Origin of the sequence: Herbiconiux solani NBRC 106740 (assembly GCF_001571005.1) — a bacterium.
In the GTDB taxonomy this organism is placed as follows: domain Bacteria; phylum Actinomycetota; class Actinomycetes; order Actinomycetales; family Microbacteriaceae; genus Herbiconiux; species Herbiconiux solani.
The window spans coordinates 406,348-421,353 of record NZ_BCST01000002.1 but is presented as its reverse complement, the minus strand read 5'-3'; the positions used below and the strand labels follow the sequence as shown (position 1 = coordinate 421,353).

The 15,006-nt window shown below is 70.8% G+C and carries 15 protein-coding genes; 6 read left to right on the top strand and 9 right to left on the bottom strand.

Features of this window, described 5'->3' with window-relative positions; all coding sequences use genetic code 11:
* The 3 genes from HSO01S_RS05175 to HSO01S_RS05165 form a co-directional block, all read right to left on the bottom strand.
* Positions 1–804, bottom strand: a complete 804-nt coding sequence (locus HSO01S_RS05175) for an ATP-binding cassette domain-containing protein (protein ID WP_066039490.1) — start codon at positions 802–804, stop codon at positions 1–3.
* A complete protein-coding gene (locus HSO01S_RS05170) occupies positions 801–1,781 on the bottom strand; it encodes an ABC transporter permease (protein ID WP_066039489.1) in 981 nt (326 codons plus the stop codon). The genes HSO01S_RS05175 and HSO01S_RS05170 overlap by 4 nt, the downstream gene beginning before the upstream one ends.
* 78 nt (positions 1,782–1,859) lie before the next feature.
* On the bottom strand, positions 1,860–2,921 hold the full coding sequence (locus HSO01S_RS05165) for a substrate-binding domain-containing protein (protein WP_218003770.1): 1,062 nt from the start codon (positions 2,919–2,921) through the stop codon (positions 1,860–1,862).
* 163 nt (positions 2,922–3,084) lie between these two features.
* On the opposite strand from HSO01S_RS05165, the gene HSO01S_RS05160 reads away from it, so the two are divergent.
* Positions 3,085–4,260 (top strand): ROK family transcriptional regulator, encoded by a 1,176-nt coding sequence (locus HSO01S_RS05160; protein WP_157078919.1) that lies wholly within the window; start codon positions 3,085–3,087, stop codon positions 4,258–4,260.
* 44 nt (positions 4,261–4,304) lie between these two features.
* Here HSO01S_RS05160 and HSO01S_RS05155 read toward each other — a convergent pair whose 3' ends face one another.
* The gene (locus HSO01S_RS05155) at positions 4,305–5,204 is read right to left on the bottom strand and encodes an SDR family oxidoreductase (protein ID WP_066039486.1); all 900 of its coding nucleotides are present in this window, start codon (positions 5,202–5,204) and stop codon (positions 4,305–4,307) included.
* A 91-nt stretch (positions 5,205–5,295) separates the two neighbouring features.
* Between HSO01S_RS05155 and HSO01S_RS05150 the strand changes: the two genes are divergently transcribed.
* Complete coding sequence (locus HSO01S_RS05150) at positions 5,296–5,886, top strand: HhH-GPD-type base excision DNA repair protein (RefSeq protein WP_066039485.1); 591 nt, start codon at positions 5,296–5,298, stop codon at positions 5,884–5,886.
* Here the strand turns inward: HSO01S_RS05150 and yczE are convergent.
* Positions 5,816–6,559 (bottom strand): membrane protein YczE, encoded by a 744-nt coding sequence (gene yczE / locus HSO01S_RS05145; RefSeq protein WP_084361322.1) that lies wholly within the window; start codon positions 6,557–6,559, stop codon positions 5,816–5,818. The two genes, HSO01S_RS05150 and yczE, sit on opposite strands and share 71 nt — an antisense overlap.
* Positions 6,560–6,620: 61 nt before the next feature.
* Between yczE and yczR the strand changes: the two genes are divergently transcribed.
* On the top strand, positions 6,621–8,093 hold the full coding sequence (yczR, locus tag HSO01S_RS05140) for a MocR-like transcription factor YczR (protein ID WP_066039484.1): 1,473 nt from the start codon (positions 6,621–6,623) through the stop codon (positions 8,091–8,093).
* A gap of 83 nt (positions 8,094–8,176) precedes the next feature.
* Here the strand turns inward: yczR and HSO01S_RS05135 are convergent, their stop codons facing one another.
* From HSO01S_RS05135 to HSO01S_RS05125, 3 genes are read right to left on the bottom strand one after another with little or no spacing between them, the layout of a single operon-like run.
* Positions 8,177–8,485, bottom strand: coding sequence for a hypothetical protein (locus HSO01S_RS05135; RefSeq protein WP_066039483.1), 309 nt, complete (start codon positions 8,483–8,485; stop codon positions 8,177–8,179).
* A 43-nt stretch (positions 8,486–8,528) separates the two neighbouring features.
* Positions 8,529–9,014, bottom strand: a complete 486-nt coding sequence (locus tag HSO01S_RS05130; RefSeq protein ID WP_066039482.1) for a pyridoxamine 5'-phosphate oxidase family protein — start codon at positions 9,012–9,014, stop codon at positions 8,529–8,531.
* Between the two features lie 44 nt (positions 9,015–9,058).
* Complete coding sequence (locus HSO01S_RS05125) at positions 9,059–10,192, bottom strand: AI-2E family transporter (protein ID WP_245635891.1); 1,134 nt, start codon at positions 10,190–10,192, stop codon at positions 9,059–9,061.
* 90 nt (positions 10,193–10,282) lie between these two features.
* Here HSO01S_RS05125 and HSO01S_RS05120 point away from each other — a divergent pair, with 90 nt between their 5' ends.
* From HSO01S_RS05120 to HSO01S_RS05110, 3 genes are read left to right on the top strand one after another with little or no spacing between them, the layout of a single operon-like run.
* On the top strand, positions 10,283–10,660 hold the full coding sequence (locus HSO01S_RS05120) for a DUF7882 family protein (RefSeq protein ID WP_066039481.1): 378 nt from the start codon (positions 10,283–10,285) through the stop codon (positions 10,658–10,660).
* Between the two features lie 8 nt (positions 10,661–10,668).
* Positions 10,669–13,266: a sensor histidine kinase gene (locus tag HSO01S_RS05115; RefSeq protein ID WP_084361321.1), complete on the top strand. Its 2,598-nt coding sequence runs from the start codon at positions 10,669–10,671 to the stop codon at positions 13,264–13,266.
* On the top strand, positions 13,263–13,952 hold the full coding sequence (locus HSO01S_RS05110) for a response regulator (RefSeq protein WP_066039480.1): 690 nt from the start codon (positions 13,263–13,265) through the stop codon (positions 13,950–13,952). The genes HSO01S_RS05115 and HSO01S_RS05110 overlap by 4 nt, the downstream gene beginning before the upstream one ends.
* Before the next feature lie 7 nt (positions 13,953–13,959).
* Here HSO01S_RS05110 and HSO01S_RS05105 read toward each other — a convergent pair whose 3' ends face one another.
* The gene (locus HSO01S_RS05105; protein ID WP_066039479.1) at positions 13,960–14,970 is read right to left on the bottom strand and encodes an ABC transporter substrate-binding protein; all 1,011 of its coding nucleotides are present in this window, start codon (positions 14,968–14,970) and stop codon (positions 13,960–13,962) included.
* Positions 14,971–15,006 lie beyond the last annotated feature (36 nt).

Here is a 15,006-nt window from a genome sequence, read left to right as displayed (position 1 = left end):
TCAGGCCGCCCTGGCGCCGGTGATCAGGGCCACGAGCTCGTCGCCGCTGGTCTCGGCCGTGCGCCGCTCGGCGACGGCCATGCCCGCCCGCATCACCCAGACGTGGTCCGACAGACGCATGACCTGGTCGAAGTTGTGGCTGATCAGGAGCACGGCGACCCCGGAGTCGCGGAGCGAGTTGATGACGCCCTCGACGCGCGCGGTCTCCTGCACGCCCAGGGCGGCGGTCGGCTCGTCCATGATCACGATCTTCGAGCCCCAGCCGGCGGCGCGGGCGATCGCGACCGCCTGCCGCTGACCGCCGGAGAGGCGCCGGACCCGGCTCGTGACCGGCGGCACGTTCACGGCGAGGTTCTTCAACAGGTCACCGGCCGTGCTCTTCATCAGCTTGCGGTCCAGCGTACGGAAGGGCCCGAAGCCGTGCGTCTTCTCGCGGCCGAGGAAGAAGTTCTGCCACACGGTCAGATCCTCCACCAGCGCCAGGTTCTGCTGCACGGTCTCGATGCCCTGCTTGATCGCGGCGACCGGGTTCTCGAACGTCACGGTCTTGCCGTCGAGCACGATCGTGCCCGAGTCGGGGCGGTGGATGCCGGAGAGGCAGCGCACCATGGTCGACTTACCGGCGCCGTTGTCGCCGATCAGCGCGGTGATCTCGCCGCGGCGCATGGTCATCGACGCGCCCTTCAGGGCGTGCACGCCGCCGAAGGACTTCTTGATGTCGGTGGCCTGCAGGATGAAGTCGCGCGCCTGGGTGCGGCCGGTGTGCGGGGAGCCCTCGGGCGGGGTGTTGTAGGTGTCGGTCATTTCTTCTGGAACCTCGTGAGTAGGGCGGCCAGGACCACGACGAGTCCGACGGCGAGCGGCTGGTAGAACTGCGAGACGCCGAGCAGCGTCAGGCCGTTCGTGAGAGCGGTGAGGAGCAGGGCGCCTATGACCGGGCCGACGATCTTGGCCTTGCCTCCGGTCAGGCTCACGCCGCCGAGCACGACGGCCGCGATCGAGTTGAGCAGGAACTGCGTGTTGATGGCGGGTTCCGCGGCGCCGACACGGGCGACCAGGAGCAGGGCCGCGATGCCGGCGAGACCCGCGGAGATCAGGTAGACCGCCATCCGGATCTTGACCGCGCTGACGCCGTTGGCCACGGCGCTCTCCTCGTTGCCACCGACCGCCTGCACGTGCAGACCGAACCGGGTGCGGAACATGAAGAACCAGGCCAGCACCGCGATGACCGCGGCGAGGATGATCGGGAACCCGAAGATGCCGATCGCGCCGGAGGTCAGCGTGAGCAGCTCGGGGCTGAACACGGTGATGGGCTTGCCGTCGGAGACGATGAGCGCGAGACCGGTGGCCACGGAGAGGGTACCGAGGGTGGCGATGAAGTCGGTCACCTTGCCCTTGGCGATCAGCAGGCCGTTGATGAGGCCGATGATCAGGGCGGCGACCACCGCCATGATGGCCGACAGCCAGAACCCGAACCCGTTCGAGAAGGCGAGGCCGAAACCGATCGCGCCGAAGGTCATGGTCGCCGAGATCGACAGGTCGATGCCGCCGGTCGTGATCACGAAGGTCTGCCCGATGGCGAGGATCACGAGGATCGCCGCGGCCACGAGCATGGCCTTGATGTTGCCGAGGGTGAGGAAGGTGGGGCTGAGGATCGAGAAGACGATGACCAGGGCCACCAGGCCGATCGGGGCGGCGTTCTCGGCCCAGAAGCTGAGCTGCCGGGCGTGGGCGCCGATCGTCTGGAGCGGCCCGGGGCGGGTGTGCTCTGTCGTTGTCATGGATGCCGGTTTCTGACTGAGGGCGGGGGCGGGGGAGCGGATGACCCGGCTCCCCCGCCGAGGGGGTTGGGCCGAGGGTTAGTTCGAGGCGGCCGGGGTGGGCAGCATCGACTCGAGGGGGTTCTCGAACGGCGCGAAGGGCTGCGGGAAGGCGGCGATCGCCTGGTCGGCCTCCGCCGTCGTCACGAGGGCGGTCGGCGACTCGATGTTCTTCGGCAGGGTTCCGCCGGAGGTCGCGACCTCGCAGGCCTGGAGGCCGAGCGAGCCGATCGCGTAGGGGTACTGCGCCACGGTCGCGGTGAGGCCGCCGGCCTTGACCGACTCCAGCGCATCCTGGTTGCCGTCGACGGAGACGACCGTGATCGTGCCGGTCAGGCCCGCGTTCTCGATCGCCTTGACGATGCCGAGGCCCATGTCGTCGTTCGCGGCGAAGAAGGCCTTGATGTTCGGGTTGGCCGCGATGATGTCGGTGGCCTGGGTCAGCGCGAGCTCGCGCTTCCAGTCGGCGGCCGACTCCTGGATGACGTTGAGGTCGCTCCCGACAGCGGCCTTGAATCCGTCGACCCGGGCGCCGCTGGTCACGTCGCCGGCGATGCCGCCGATGATCGCGACCTCGGAGCCGGCCGGCACCTGCGCCTTGACGAAGTCGCCGGCCTTGCCGCCGGCGGCCTCGTTGTCGGTGCCGATGTAGGTCGCGATGTCGAGGTTCGCGGCGGAGGCCGCATCCGCGTCGATCGGCTGGTCGATGTTGACGATCGGCTTGCCGGCCTGGCCGACGGTGGCGAGGGCCTGCACGAGGTTGGTGCCCGAGATCGGGTTGACGACGAAGCAGCCGAAGTCCTGGCCGGCGAGGGCGGTCAGCTTGTCGGCCTGGCCCGTGGTGTCTCCGATGTCGGAGGCGGCCTGGATGGTGACGTCGACGCCGTCGGTGTCGGCCGCGCCCTGCACGCCGGACTCCATGGCCTGGAAGAAGGGGTTGTCCAGACCCTTGATGACCGCGGCGACCTTGGTCGAGCCGGAACCCGAGCCGGAGCCGGATCCGGTGTCCCCTCCGGAGCAGCCGGCGAGAGCCAGGGCCGCGATTCCGAGGGGTACGGCGATGCGGGCGGTGCGCATCCATGTTGCGTCTTTGCTGAACATTGTGATCCTTGGTGTCGGGGCACCACTGCGTGCCGTCGTACCTGAAACTACGCGCACTTTTGTCTAATTGCAACCGAAAGTCCGCACACTTTAGATCAACGTGTGTCTACAATGAGGCATCAGCGACGACGACGGCGATGGAGCTCTGCGTAAAGTGAAGGATGTGCGAACCCACGTCGGCGAGGTCATGGCGCTCTTCCGTGAATACGGGGAACTCTCCCGCACCGACGTCATCGATCTCTCCGGCCTCTCCCGGTCGACCGTCAACCAGCGGCTGACCTCGCTGCACGAGTTCGGGCTGATCCGCGAGATCGGCGGCGCCGAGTCGACGGGGGGCCGGCCGTCGAGCCGCTTCTCGCTCAACCGCGGCCGGGCTGTGCTGCTCACCGCCGACATCGGGGCCACCGGATTCGTCGCCGCGATCTGCGACCTGGGCGGCACGCCGCTCGCGCACCGCCGTCGCACGATCGACGTGTGGGACGGCCCCGAGCCGGTGCTCAGCGCGGTCGACGCCTGCTTCACCGAGCTGCTCGCCTCGCCCGAGGCGGAGGGGCTGCCGGTCTGGGGTGTCGGGATCGGTGTGCCCGGACCCGTCGAGTTCGCGGCCGGGCGCGTGGTGAACCCGCCGATCATGACCGGCTGGGACGGCTTCGACATCGCCGGCTGGTTCTCCCATCACGGTGCCGCCGTCGTGGTCGAGAACGACGCGAACTCGCGCGCGGTCGCCGAGGCGCGGCCCCGGCGGCACGACAACCTGATCAGCCTCAAGGTCGGCACGGGGATCGGCTCGGGTCTCGTCTTCAACGGCCAGATCATCCGGGGCAGCGAGGGCGCGGCGGGCGACATCGGGCACACCCGGGCCGCGGTCGCGGACTCCGCCGACCCGCTGCCGTGCCGCTGCGGCAACGTCGGCTGCGTCGAGGCGTACGCCGGCGGCTGGGCGATCATCCGCGACCTGGCCCTGCTCGGCGTGCACGCGGCCGACGTCGGCGAGGTCGTCGCGCTCGTCCGGCAGGGGAATCTGGATGCGGTGCGCCTTGTCCGCCAGGCCGGCCGCGTGCTCGGTGACGCGGTCGCCGACCTGGTGAGCATCCTCAACCCCGAGAGCATCATCGTGTCGGGCCGGCTGTCGGACTCCGACGAGGTGCTGCTCTCCGGGGTGCGCGAGCGGGTCTACCAGCGCTCGCAGCCGCTGGCGACCCGCAACCTCACGATCTCCGTCTCGCAGCTCGGCGAGTTCGCGGGCGTGATGGGGCTCGCGCTCATCACGGGCGACCGTATCTTCGGGTCGGAGCGGATCGAAGAGCTGTTCCCCGAGACGGCCGACCGTCCGGCCTGACGGAGTGTGCGGTCGCGACGGGCGCGGGCACCCACGGCGCCGCGCTACGGCGTGACCATGCCGCCGTTCACGTTGAGGGTCTCGCCGGAGACGAAGCTCGCCTCCGCCGAGGCGAGGAACACGTACGCGGGGGCGATCTCGGCGGGCTGGCCGGCGCGCTTGTAGGTGTTCTCGTCGTCGAACGCGGCCATCTGCTCGTCGGAGACGCCACCGGAGACCTGCAGCGCGGTCCAGGTCGGCCCGGGGGCCACCACGTTCACCCGGATGCCGCGACCGGCGAGCTGCTGCGCGAGCCCCTTGGAGAGGTTGTTGATCGCGGCTTTGCTCGCCGCGTAGCCCAGGCGGTCCGGTGCCGGCTGGTAGGCCTCGAGGGACGCGGTGTTGACGATCGCCGAACCGGGCGGCAGGTGCCGGACGGCGGCCTTCGTGATCCAGAAGTTCGCGAACACGTTGGTGCGGAACGTGGCTTCGAACTGCTCGTCGTCGAGGTCTTCCAGGTCGTCGACCGCGAGTTGCTTCCCGGCGTTGTTGACGAGCACGTCGAGGCCGCCCAGCGCCTCGACGGCGTCGGCGACCAGGCGCCGACACGCGCCCGGGTCGGTGATGTCGCAGGGCAGTCCGACGCCCGTCCTCCCGGCGGCACGCACCTGCTCGAGCACATGAGCCGCATCCGACTCCTCCTCGGGCAGGTAGGCGATCGCGACGTCCGCCCCCTCGCGGGCGAAGGCGATGGCGACGGCGCCGCCGATGCCCGAGTCCCCGCCCGTGATCAGCGCCCGCCGTCCGGTCAGGCGGCCGAGCCCCCGGTAGCTCTCCTCGCCCAGGTCCGGAACCGGGGTCATCCTGCTCTGCAGACCCGGCTCGGGTTGGTGCTGCACCGGAGGCTCGACCCTCGGGTAGCGCTTCACCGGATCGCCCGGCTCGAACTGGTCTGCGTCGCTCATGCGCCACACCGTACGCCCCGCACCCCCGAGCGGCCATGGGCACTCCCGTCCGCCTCGGGCTTCGCGCCCCGGTTTCCCGTACATTGTCGGCATGAGTGCTTTGTGGATCACCGGGGACGCCGAGGCCGACCGTCTGCTGACGGAGGATCCGTTCGCGCTGCTGCTGGGCATGCTGCTCGACCAGCAGATCGCGATGGAGACCGCGTTCGAGGGGCCGAAGAAGATCCGCGACCGCATCTCGGGGCCGTTGACCGCCGCGAACCTCGCCGGGTATGACCCGGAGGCGCTGGTCGAGGTCTTCCGCGAGACTCCCGCCGTGCATCGGTACCCCGGCTCGATGGCCGCCCGGGTGCAGGCGCTCAGCGCCGCGCTCGTCGACGACTGGGATGGGGATCCGGCCGCGCTCTGGACCCGCGACGACCCCGACGGGAAGACGCTGCTGAAGCGACTCGAAGGCTTGCCCGGCTTCGGGGCGCAGAAGGCGCGCATCTTCGTGGCCCTGCTCGGCAAGCAGTACGGGGTCACGCCCGCGGGGTGGCGGGCGGCCGCCGGGCCCTACGGCGAGGAGGGCTCGCACCGTTCGGTCGCCGACATCGTCGACGCCGAGTCGCTCACGCAGGTTCGCGAGACGAAGCGGGCCGCGAAGGCAGCGGCGAAGGCGAAGGCGGGCGCGGGGAAGTAAGGACGGCCGGAGCCGGAGCCGGAGCCGGAGCCGGAGCTGGAGCCGGAGCCGGAGCCGGAGCCGAAACTCGCCGGGCGAACAGCGGCAGCGTCAGCCCGCAGAGCGGCCCGATCAGCAGCGCGAAGGCCAGCGTGCCGATCCCGGCGTCGCCCCCGAGCATCCAGCCCACGGCGAGCACGGTCGCCTCGACGAGCGTGCGCCCGACCCAGACGGGCCAGCCCAGTCGCGAGTGGATGCCCGTCATCAGTCCGTCGCGCGGCCCCGGCCCGAGACCCGCCCCGATGTAGAGGCCGCTCGCGATCGCGAGCAGCCCGAGCCCGGCGGCGAAGAAGCCCGCTTGCGCAGCGAGCTGCCAGCCGCCGAGGTCCCAGGCCGCGGGCGAGGGCAGCAGCCACAGCCCGAGCTCGATCGAGGTGCCGACGAGCAGCACGTTGAGCAGGGTGCCGATCCCGGGTCGCTGCCGGAGCGGGATCCAGAGCAGCAGCACGGCCAGCCCGACGATGTTCGTGAGCACGCCGACGCCCCAGCCGGTCACCTCGGCGAGGCCCTGCGAGAGCACCATCCAGGGCGAGACGCCGATCCCGGCACTGATCATCAGGGCCTCGGCGAAGCCGTAGAGCACGAGGCCGATGACGAGCCGGATCAGGCGAGGGGGCAGTGCGGTCGAGAACATGCAGCAATCCAATTGCAGAATTGGACCTGTATCAAGAAGCCAATATGACTAGGGTGGATTCATGGTCGACGCCCGAATCGGAACCCGCGCTTTCATCGCCCTGCTCGGAGACTGGCGGGTGACGGCCACCGGGCCCTCCTACCTGGCCCTCTTCGACCGCATCCGCCTGCTGATCCTCGACGGCCGGATCGCCGCCGACACGCGCCTGCCCGCCGAGCGCGATCTCGCCCAGGCGCTCGGGGTCAGCCGCACGATGGTCTCGGCCGCGTACCGCGAGCTGCGCGACGCCGGCTACACCCGGAGCGTCCGCGGATCGGGGAGCGTCACCCGGCTCCCGGGCCGGGCTCCCGTCGCCGGGCACGACGCGACGGGCGACTACATCGACTTCACCAAGGCCACGATGCCCTCCTACCCCGGGCTGTATGCGGCGACCGAGCGGGTGATGGGCGACTGGGCGGCCGAGCTCGGCGGCACCGGGATCGATCCCTTCGGCTCCCTGGCCCTGCGGCAGGCGGTGGCCGACCGGTACACCGAGCGTGGCCTGCCCACGAGCGTCGAGCAGGTGATGATCACGATCGGCGCCCAGCACGCGATCGCCCTCCTCGCGCGGACGGTGATGGCCCGGGGCGACCGGGCGGTCGTCGAGCTGCCGAGCTACCCGCACGCCTACGAGGCGCTCCGGGTCGCGGGCGCCCGGCTGGTGCCGGTGACCGTGTCGGCCCGGGGGAGTGGCGCCGTGCCGGACGGGCTGCACGGGTGGGATGCGGCCGAGCTCGCGCAGTCCTTCGCCCGCACGAGCCCGGCGATCGCCTACCTGATGCCCGACTTCCACAACCCGACCGGGGAGTCGATGCCCGCCGAGCTGCGCGAGCAGGTGCTGCGGGATGCGGCCCGGCACGGCACGGTCGTGATCGTCGACGAGACCACGAGCGAGCTCGACATCGACCGGCCCGAGTCGTACCTGCCCTTCGCGGCCTACGGCGACTCGGCCACGGCGGATTCAGCGGTGCTGATCGGCTCGGTCGGCAAGACCGTGTGGGCGGGGCTCCGGGTGGGCTGGGTGAGGGCCACGCCCGCGATCATCCGCAAGCTCGCCGGGGCCCGGTTCTCGGGCGACCTCGGCACCCCGGTGCTCGAGCAGCTGATCGTGGCCGACCTCCTGCGCGACTTCGAGCCGGTGCTCGCGCTGCGCTCGGAGCAGCTGCGGGAGGGGCGGGAGACGCTCATCCGGGTGCTGGGGGAGACCTTCCCCGACTGGCAGGTGCCGCGCGTGCACGGCGGGCTCTCGACCTGGGTCAACCTCGGGGCGCCGCTCAGCAGTCAGCTCGCGCTGGCCTCCCGGGCGCAGGGGCTGCTGATCACGGCCGGGCCGCGCTTCGGGCTCGACGGCGCGCTCGAGCGGTTCATGCGCATCCCGCTCGGGTATTCGCCCGGTGAACTCGAGCGGGGTGTCGCCGCCCTCGCTGCGGCGTGGCGCTCGGTCAGTTCCGGGCCCGTGGTGTCGTCGACCGACCTCTTCGCCGAGGTGGTCTGACGCCGGACGTCAGATGCCGGCCGCCGCACGCCGGTCGGGGCCGGTCGTCCCGGCCGAACTCCGGCACGTCCGACTGACGCCGCTCAGCGCCGGCCCGAGCTCCTGAGCATCGGCATCGGCCGGTCGAGCAGCTCGAACACCGCGACCGCCCCGGTCACGATCGAATCGGCGATGCGGCCGGCGCCCCGGCCCCCGTCGAAGCAGGAGAGCCAGTACACCGTCATCCGCACCCGCACCGAGTGCAGCTCGCCGCGGGCCAGCCCCTCGGTGATGATGTCGGCCGAGCGTTCGAGCTGCACCGCGAGCGGCGTGGCCGATTTCGCCGACTCCCGGTACAGCTCTTCGGCCAGGCGCATCAGCCCGGCGAGGGCGAGTTCGTCGGCGAGGTCCATCCGCCGACAGTAGCGTTAACGCGAGGGATCCTCAAGAATCCCGTCAGAGTTCGACGGTCTTGTTGTCGCCCACGTCGGGCTGCGTGCCGGTGACGACGGCCTTGGCGATCTTGAGCAGCGTGACCGGGCGGGGCTCGTCGACCGACCAGATCTCGGCCGACTCGGCGTCGATCTTGAGAAGCGCGACCGTCGGGTCTTCCCGGCCCTCGGGGAACCAGGCCTCGACGGCCTTCGACCAGAGCTCGTCGATCTTCGCCTCGTCACGCACGACCGAAGCGGTCCCGGCGATGGAAAGGTAGCCCTTGCCGGATTCGAAGGAGGCGTTGACCTGCGGATGCGCCGCGATCTCCTCGGTCTTCTCGCTCGGCTCCTGCGTGAAGAACCAGAGGGTGCCGTCGAAGTCCTGCTCCTGCACGCGCAGCGGGCGGCTGTGCAGCGCACCACCTTCGCCCTGGGTGGTGAGCAGGGCGATCTTCGCGGAGGAGATGATGGCGCCGATGGTGGCGATGTCGTCGTCGGTTGCGTTCATGAGGCCGAACCTACGCCCTGAACCCGATCCCGCCACCGGCGGGCTCAGACCTTCGCGTCCTGCTTCGGGAAGACGACCTTCTGGATGATGATGATGCCCGAGGCCGCGATCGGAATGGCCACGAGCGCGCCCAGCACCGAGCCCAGCGTGCCCCCCGCGACCGCCGCGATCACGACGATCGCACCGGGTACCGCCACCGCGCGGTTCATGATGCGGGGGCTGAGGAAGTAGGCCTCGACCTGCATGTAGATCACGTAGTAGATCGCGGCGACCAGAGCTGTCAGCGGCGAGGCGAAGAGGCAGACCAGGGTGATGATGATCGCTCCGGACAGCGTGCCCACGAGCGGGATCAGCGAGGCCAGGAACGCCACGAAGGCGAACAGCGCCGGCAGCGGGGCCCCGATGATCGACAGGAAGATCAGGCTCAGGATGCCGTTGATCGCGGCGAGGCCGATCTGGCCGACCACGTAGCGGCCGACCGCCCCGGTCACGTCGTCGGTGAGCGAGGCGAAGGATGCGCGGCGGTTGGCCGGCACGAAGCGGTACGTCATGCGCTTCATGCTCCGGAGCGACGCGAGGAAGTACAGGGTCAGGATCAGCACGATCACGGCGCCGGTGGCCCCGCTCGCGATCCCGGTCCCGACCGCCAGCAGGCCGCCGCCGAGGGTGACCAGGTTGTTCGGATCCTGCACGAAGGAGAGCGCGCCCTTGGTCGCCTGATCAATGTCGATCACGTTGCCCAGTTGGCTCTGCACGCCCTTCACGAAGTCGCTCTGCGTGAAACCGGTGACGATCTGCGGGAACGAGTTGATGAAGTTGGTCGCCTGGTCGACGATCAGCGGGATGACGGCGAACAGCAGGCCGCCGAAGATGAGGATGACGGCCGCGAACACGATGACGATCGCGATGCCGCGCTTCATCCGTCGTTCGAGCCAGGAGACCAGGGGGTCGAGCCCGAGCGCGAGGAACAGGGCGACGCCGATGTAGATCAGCACCGTGCCCAGCTGCGAGACGATGCCGCCGATCACGAGAGCAAGCAGAACCCCCAGTCCGCCGACGAGACCGATGCGGAAGGCGTTGACCCGCACCGCCGGCACGCTCTCCGCTCCTGCGACGTCGAGGTCGGACCCGGGCTGCAGCGCGGGGTTCTCGGGGGCGTGCCGTTTGGTCTTGAACACGAAGACACCTCATCTCATCCGGTGGCAACACTAATGCGCCGAGCGCCCGGCCGCCCGTGGCAGTATCGTTTTGCCCAGGAGGAACGCTGAATGGGAAAGCTGCTGTACGGGTCGTCGGGAATCGAGATCGAGTTCGACGATCGCACGCTCACGCATCTTCAGATCGTGATCGCGGCGAAGCTGCGCCGTAAAGAGAGTTTCTTCTTCTCCTGGAAAGACGATCCGGCGATCGGCGACGGCCGCTCGAGCATCTGGCTCGACTCGTCCATCCCCCTCTATTTCAAGTTCGCGGGCGGCCGGGTGCCGTCGATCAATCGCGAGTGGCTCGACATCCTCACCGCCTCCTCCAACGGCAGCGGCGGGCTGCAGTTCACCGAGGAGCCGGGTACCGGCTCGTCGAACGGCGGCACGGCGAACGGCGCCGGCGCGGCCCACGGCGGGGCGTCCGGCCCGGCCACCGTGCGCTGACACCGGCCGTGCGACGCGGCCGGCTGCGGGTGCTGCTCGGGGCGGCTCCCGGCGTCGGCAAGACCTACGCGATGCTCGAGGAGGGCCGTCGGCTGCGCGCGGCGGGCCGCGACGTGGTGGTCGGCATCGTCGAGACCCACGGCCGGGCCGGCACCGCCTCGATGGCGGTCGGCTTCGAGACCGTGCCGCGGAGGCTCGTCGAGCACCGGGGGGTGGCGCTCGAAGACCTCGATCTGGATGCGCTGCTCGCCAGGGCCCCTGAGGTCGCCCTGATCGACGAACTCGCGCACTCGAACGCGCCCGGCCTTCCCCACCGGAAGCGCTGGGAAGACGTGGCGTCGCTGCTGGATGCCGGCATCGACGTGATCTCGACCGTCAACATCCAGCACATCGACTCACTCAACGACGTCGTGCAGCAGATCACCGGCGTGCCGCAGCAGGAGACGATCCCGGATGCGGTGCTGCGGTCGGCCGATCAGATCGAGGTCGTCGACCTGGCCCCGCAGGCGCTCCGCGACCGGCTGGCCGAGGGCGTGGTCTATCCGGCGGCGCGGGTGGATGCGGCGCTGTCGAACTACTTCCGCCTCGGCAACCTGACCGCGCTGCGTGAACTGGCCCTGCTGTGGCTGGCCGACGAGGTGGACTCCTCGCTGCAGGCCTACCGGGCCGAGCACGGCATCGGCGAGAAGTGGGAGGCGCGGGAGCGCGTCGTCGTCGCGCTGACCGGCGGCCGTGAGGGCGAGACGCTGCTCCGCCGGGGCGCGCGCATCGCCTCCCGGTCGGCCGGCGGCCGGTTGCTCGCCGTGCACGTGATGGCCCAGGACGGCCTGCGCCAGGGCGAGCCGGGCGCGCTCGAGACGCAGCGGGCGCTGGTCGAGAGCCTCGGCGGCAGCTTCCACCAGGTGGTCGGCGACGACATCCCGACCGCGCTGGTGGAGTTCGCCCGGGCCTCGGATGCGACCCAGCTCGTGATCGGGGTGAGCCGCCGCGGCCGGCTGGCCGCCCTCGTCACCGGTCCCGGGATCGGGGCCACGGTCATCCGCGAGTCCGGCGACATCGACGTGCACATCGTCAGTCACGCCGCGGCGGGCGGCCGGCTCCGGATGCGGCTGCCCGGCGTGCGCGGCGCGCTGACCCTCCGCCGCCGCATCCTCGGCTTCGTCTTCGCGGTGGTCGCGGGGCCGGCGCTGACCTGGCTGCTGACGAGCTTCCGTTCGGACGACTCGATGACCTCGGACGTTCTGGCCTACCAGCTGATCACGGTGGTCGCCGCGCTGATCGGAGGCCTCTGGCCGGCGCTGTTCGCGGCCGTGCTGAGCGCGTTCACGCTCGACTTCTTCTTCGTCGAGCCGCTGTACACCGTGACGGTCGACGAGCCGCTGCACCTGGTGGCGCTCGCGCTCTACGTGGTGATCGCCGTGCTCGTCTCGGTCGTCGTCGACCAGGCGGCCCGGCGGAGCCGCTCGGCGATGCGGTCGGCCGCCGAGTCGGAGCTCGTCGCCGCGGTCGCGGGCAGTGTGCTGCGGGGGGAGGATGCCCTGCAGGCGCTCGTCGCGCAGACCCGGGAGGCGTTCGGGCTGGCCGGCGTGCGGCTCGTCCGCGGCGAGCGGGTGCTCGCGGAGGACGGTGCTGTGGCGGGCGGTGCTGTGGCGGGCCGTGCTGTGGCGGACGGTGCTGTGGTGGGCGGGACCGGCTCACCCGTCGTGCTGACGATCGACGACCGCACGCGGCTCGAGCTGCACGGTCGCCCGCTCGGCGCCGCCGACCGGCGGCTGCTCGGCGTGATCGCGACCCAGCTCGCCGCCTCGCTCGAACACGCCGAACTCGAGGAGACCGCCCGCGAGATGGCTCCGCTGGCCGCCGCCGATCGGGTGCGCACGGCGCTGCTCGCCGCGGTCGGTCACGACCTGCGCCGGCCGCTCGCCGCTGCGACCGCCGCCGTGACCGGGCTCAGCGCGGGCGCGCTCTCCGACGCCGATCGCGAGGAGCTCCTGACCACCGCCGAGGAGAGCCTCGCCGGGCTCGCCCGCCTGCTCACCGACCTGCTCGACGTGAGCCGGCTCCAGGCCGGAGTGCTTGGCGTCTCGCTCGCCGACGTCGACATCGACGACCTCCTGCCCGAGGTGCTCGACGAGCTCGGCGCCGGCCCCGAGCAGGTCGAGCTCGACGTGCCGGCTGCGCTTCCGGCCTTCCGGGCCGATCCCGTGCTGCTCGTCCGGGTTCTCGTCAACCTCCTCGGAAACGCGCTGCGGCACGCCCCGGCGGGCGATCCTGTGGTCGTGGCGGCCAGTGCGTTCGGCGGCACGGTGCAGCTCCGGGTCGTCGACCGCGGGCCGGGCATCCCGGCCGATCGCCGCGACGAGGTGTTCGTGCCGTTCCAGCGGCTCGGCGACACCGACAACCTCACGGGCCTGGGGCTCGGCCTCGCGCTCTCGAAGGGCTTCGTCGAGGGGATGGGCGGCACGATCGAGGCCGAGGACACCCCGGGCGGCGGGCTGACGATGGTCGTCACCCTGCCGGCGAGCCAGATCGATCCGGGCCAGATGAATCCAGGCCAGATGAACCCAGGCGAGATCAACCCAGGAGAGACGGAGCCGGACGCATGAGGATCCTGATCGCCGACGACGACCCGCAGATCCTCCGCGCGCTGCGGATCACGCTGGGCTCGCACGGCTACGACATCCGCACCGCCGCCGACGGGGCCGAGGCGATCCGCGCGGCCGCGGAGTCGCATCCGGATCTCGTCATGCTCGACCTCGGCATGCCCCAGCTCGACGGCATCGAGGTGATCGAGGCGATCCGGGGCTGGTCGGCCGTGCCGATCCTCGTCGTCTCGGGCCGCACGGGCTCCTCCGACAAGGTGGATGCGCTGGACGCGGGTGCCGACGACTACGTCACGAAGCCGTTTGCGATGGACGAGCTGCTCGCGCGCATCCGGGCTCTCACCCGTCGGGCCCCCGGTGCCGCGGCAGCGGGTTCAGGGGATCCCGTGGTCTCGTTCGGCGGGGTGACGGTCGACCTGGCCGCGCACCAGGTGATCCACGACGACGACCGCACGCCGGTGCGGCTGACGCCCACGGAGTGGAAGATCCTCGAGCTGCTCGTGCGGAACCCCGGCCGGCTGGTCACCCACCAGGAGCTGCTGACCGAGGTCTGGGGCACGCACCGGGTCAAGGAGACCGGCTACCTGCGCCTGTACATCGGGCAGCTCCGCAAGAAGCTCGAACCGGTGCCCTCCCGGCCGCAGCACCTCGTGACCGAGGCCGGGATGGGCTACCGGTTCGTCGCCTGAGCGGCGGCTAGGACAGCTTCTTCGACGAGCGGATGATGTCGGCCAGCTGCTCCATGTGGGCGGCCTGCGACGTGTAGTCGAGGGCGGCGCCGTTCCAGGAGTGGATCTGGCCGGCAGCGAGCGCCGGGTCGGAGGCGAAGGTGGGCTGGGCGCGGAGGTCGGCCTCCTGGTAGCCCTCGACATTCACGAGCAGCACGTCGCCCGTCATCATCTGGGCGGCGTTCTCCCAGCTGTAGATGTCCCAGTAGTAGAAGCCGTCCGGGTTGGCGTTCGTGAACTTCACGCCCAGGCTCGAGTACAGCTCGGTCTCGGGCTCGTCCATCGGCTTCACCACGTAGATGCCGTCGGCGTCGGCGTACATCTGCGTGACCTCGATCTCGTTCTCCTTGGCGGCGGCGGTGAGGTCGGCGGCGGCGGTGTCGAACTTCTGCTTCGCCGCGTCGATCGTCTCCTGGCTCGCGCCCAGCGCCTCGGCGAGGCGGTTCGAGCTGTCGATGACGTCCTGGCCCTTGCCGCCGACCTCGATCGCGACGATCGGGGCGATCTTCGCGAGCTGGGCCTGCTGCTCGACGTCGGCGAAGGCGTAGTACGGGCCCGCGAGGTCGAGGGTGCCGTCGCGGTCGGTGGGGTAGATGCCGGTGACGATCAGGTCGGGCGCGGCATCGGCCAGCGTCTCGAGGTCGATCTCGCCGTAGCTGTTGCCGACGATGGCGGCCTTGCTGATGTCGTAGCCGTCGAAGCGGGGGTCGGATGCGACATCCACCCGGCCGAAGATCGCGACGGGGTCGATGCCGTTGCTGAGCAGGCCGATCGCGTAGTCCGAGAAGCTCGCGATGCGCTCGGGGCGGTGGTCGAGCGTCACGGTCGTGCCGGTGTCGTCGGTGTAGCTCCACGCGGCGTCGGCGGCGGAGTCGGACGAGGCGGTGCCCGAGTCGGACGAGCAGCCGGCCAGGCCGGCGAGGGCCAGGGCGGGGACGAGGAGGAGGGCGGAACGGCGGAGGGCGGTCGAAGCTTTCACGAGAGTTAGGTTAGCCGAACCTAACTCGACGCGCGA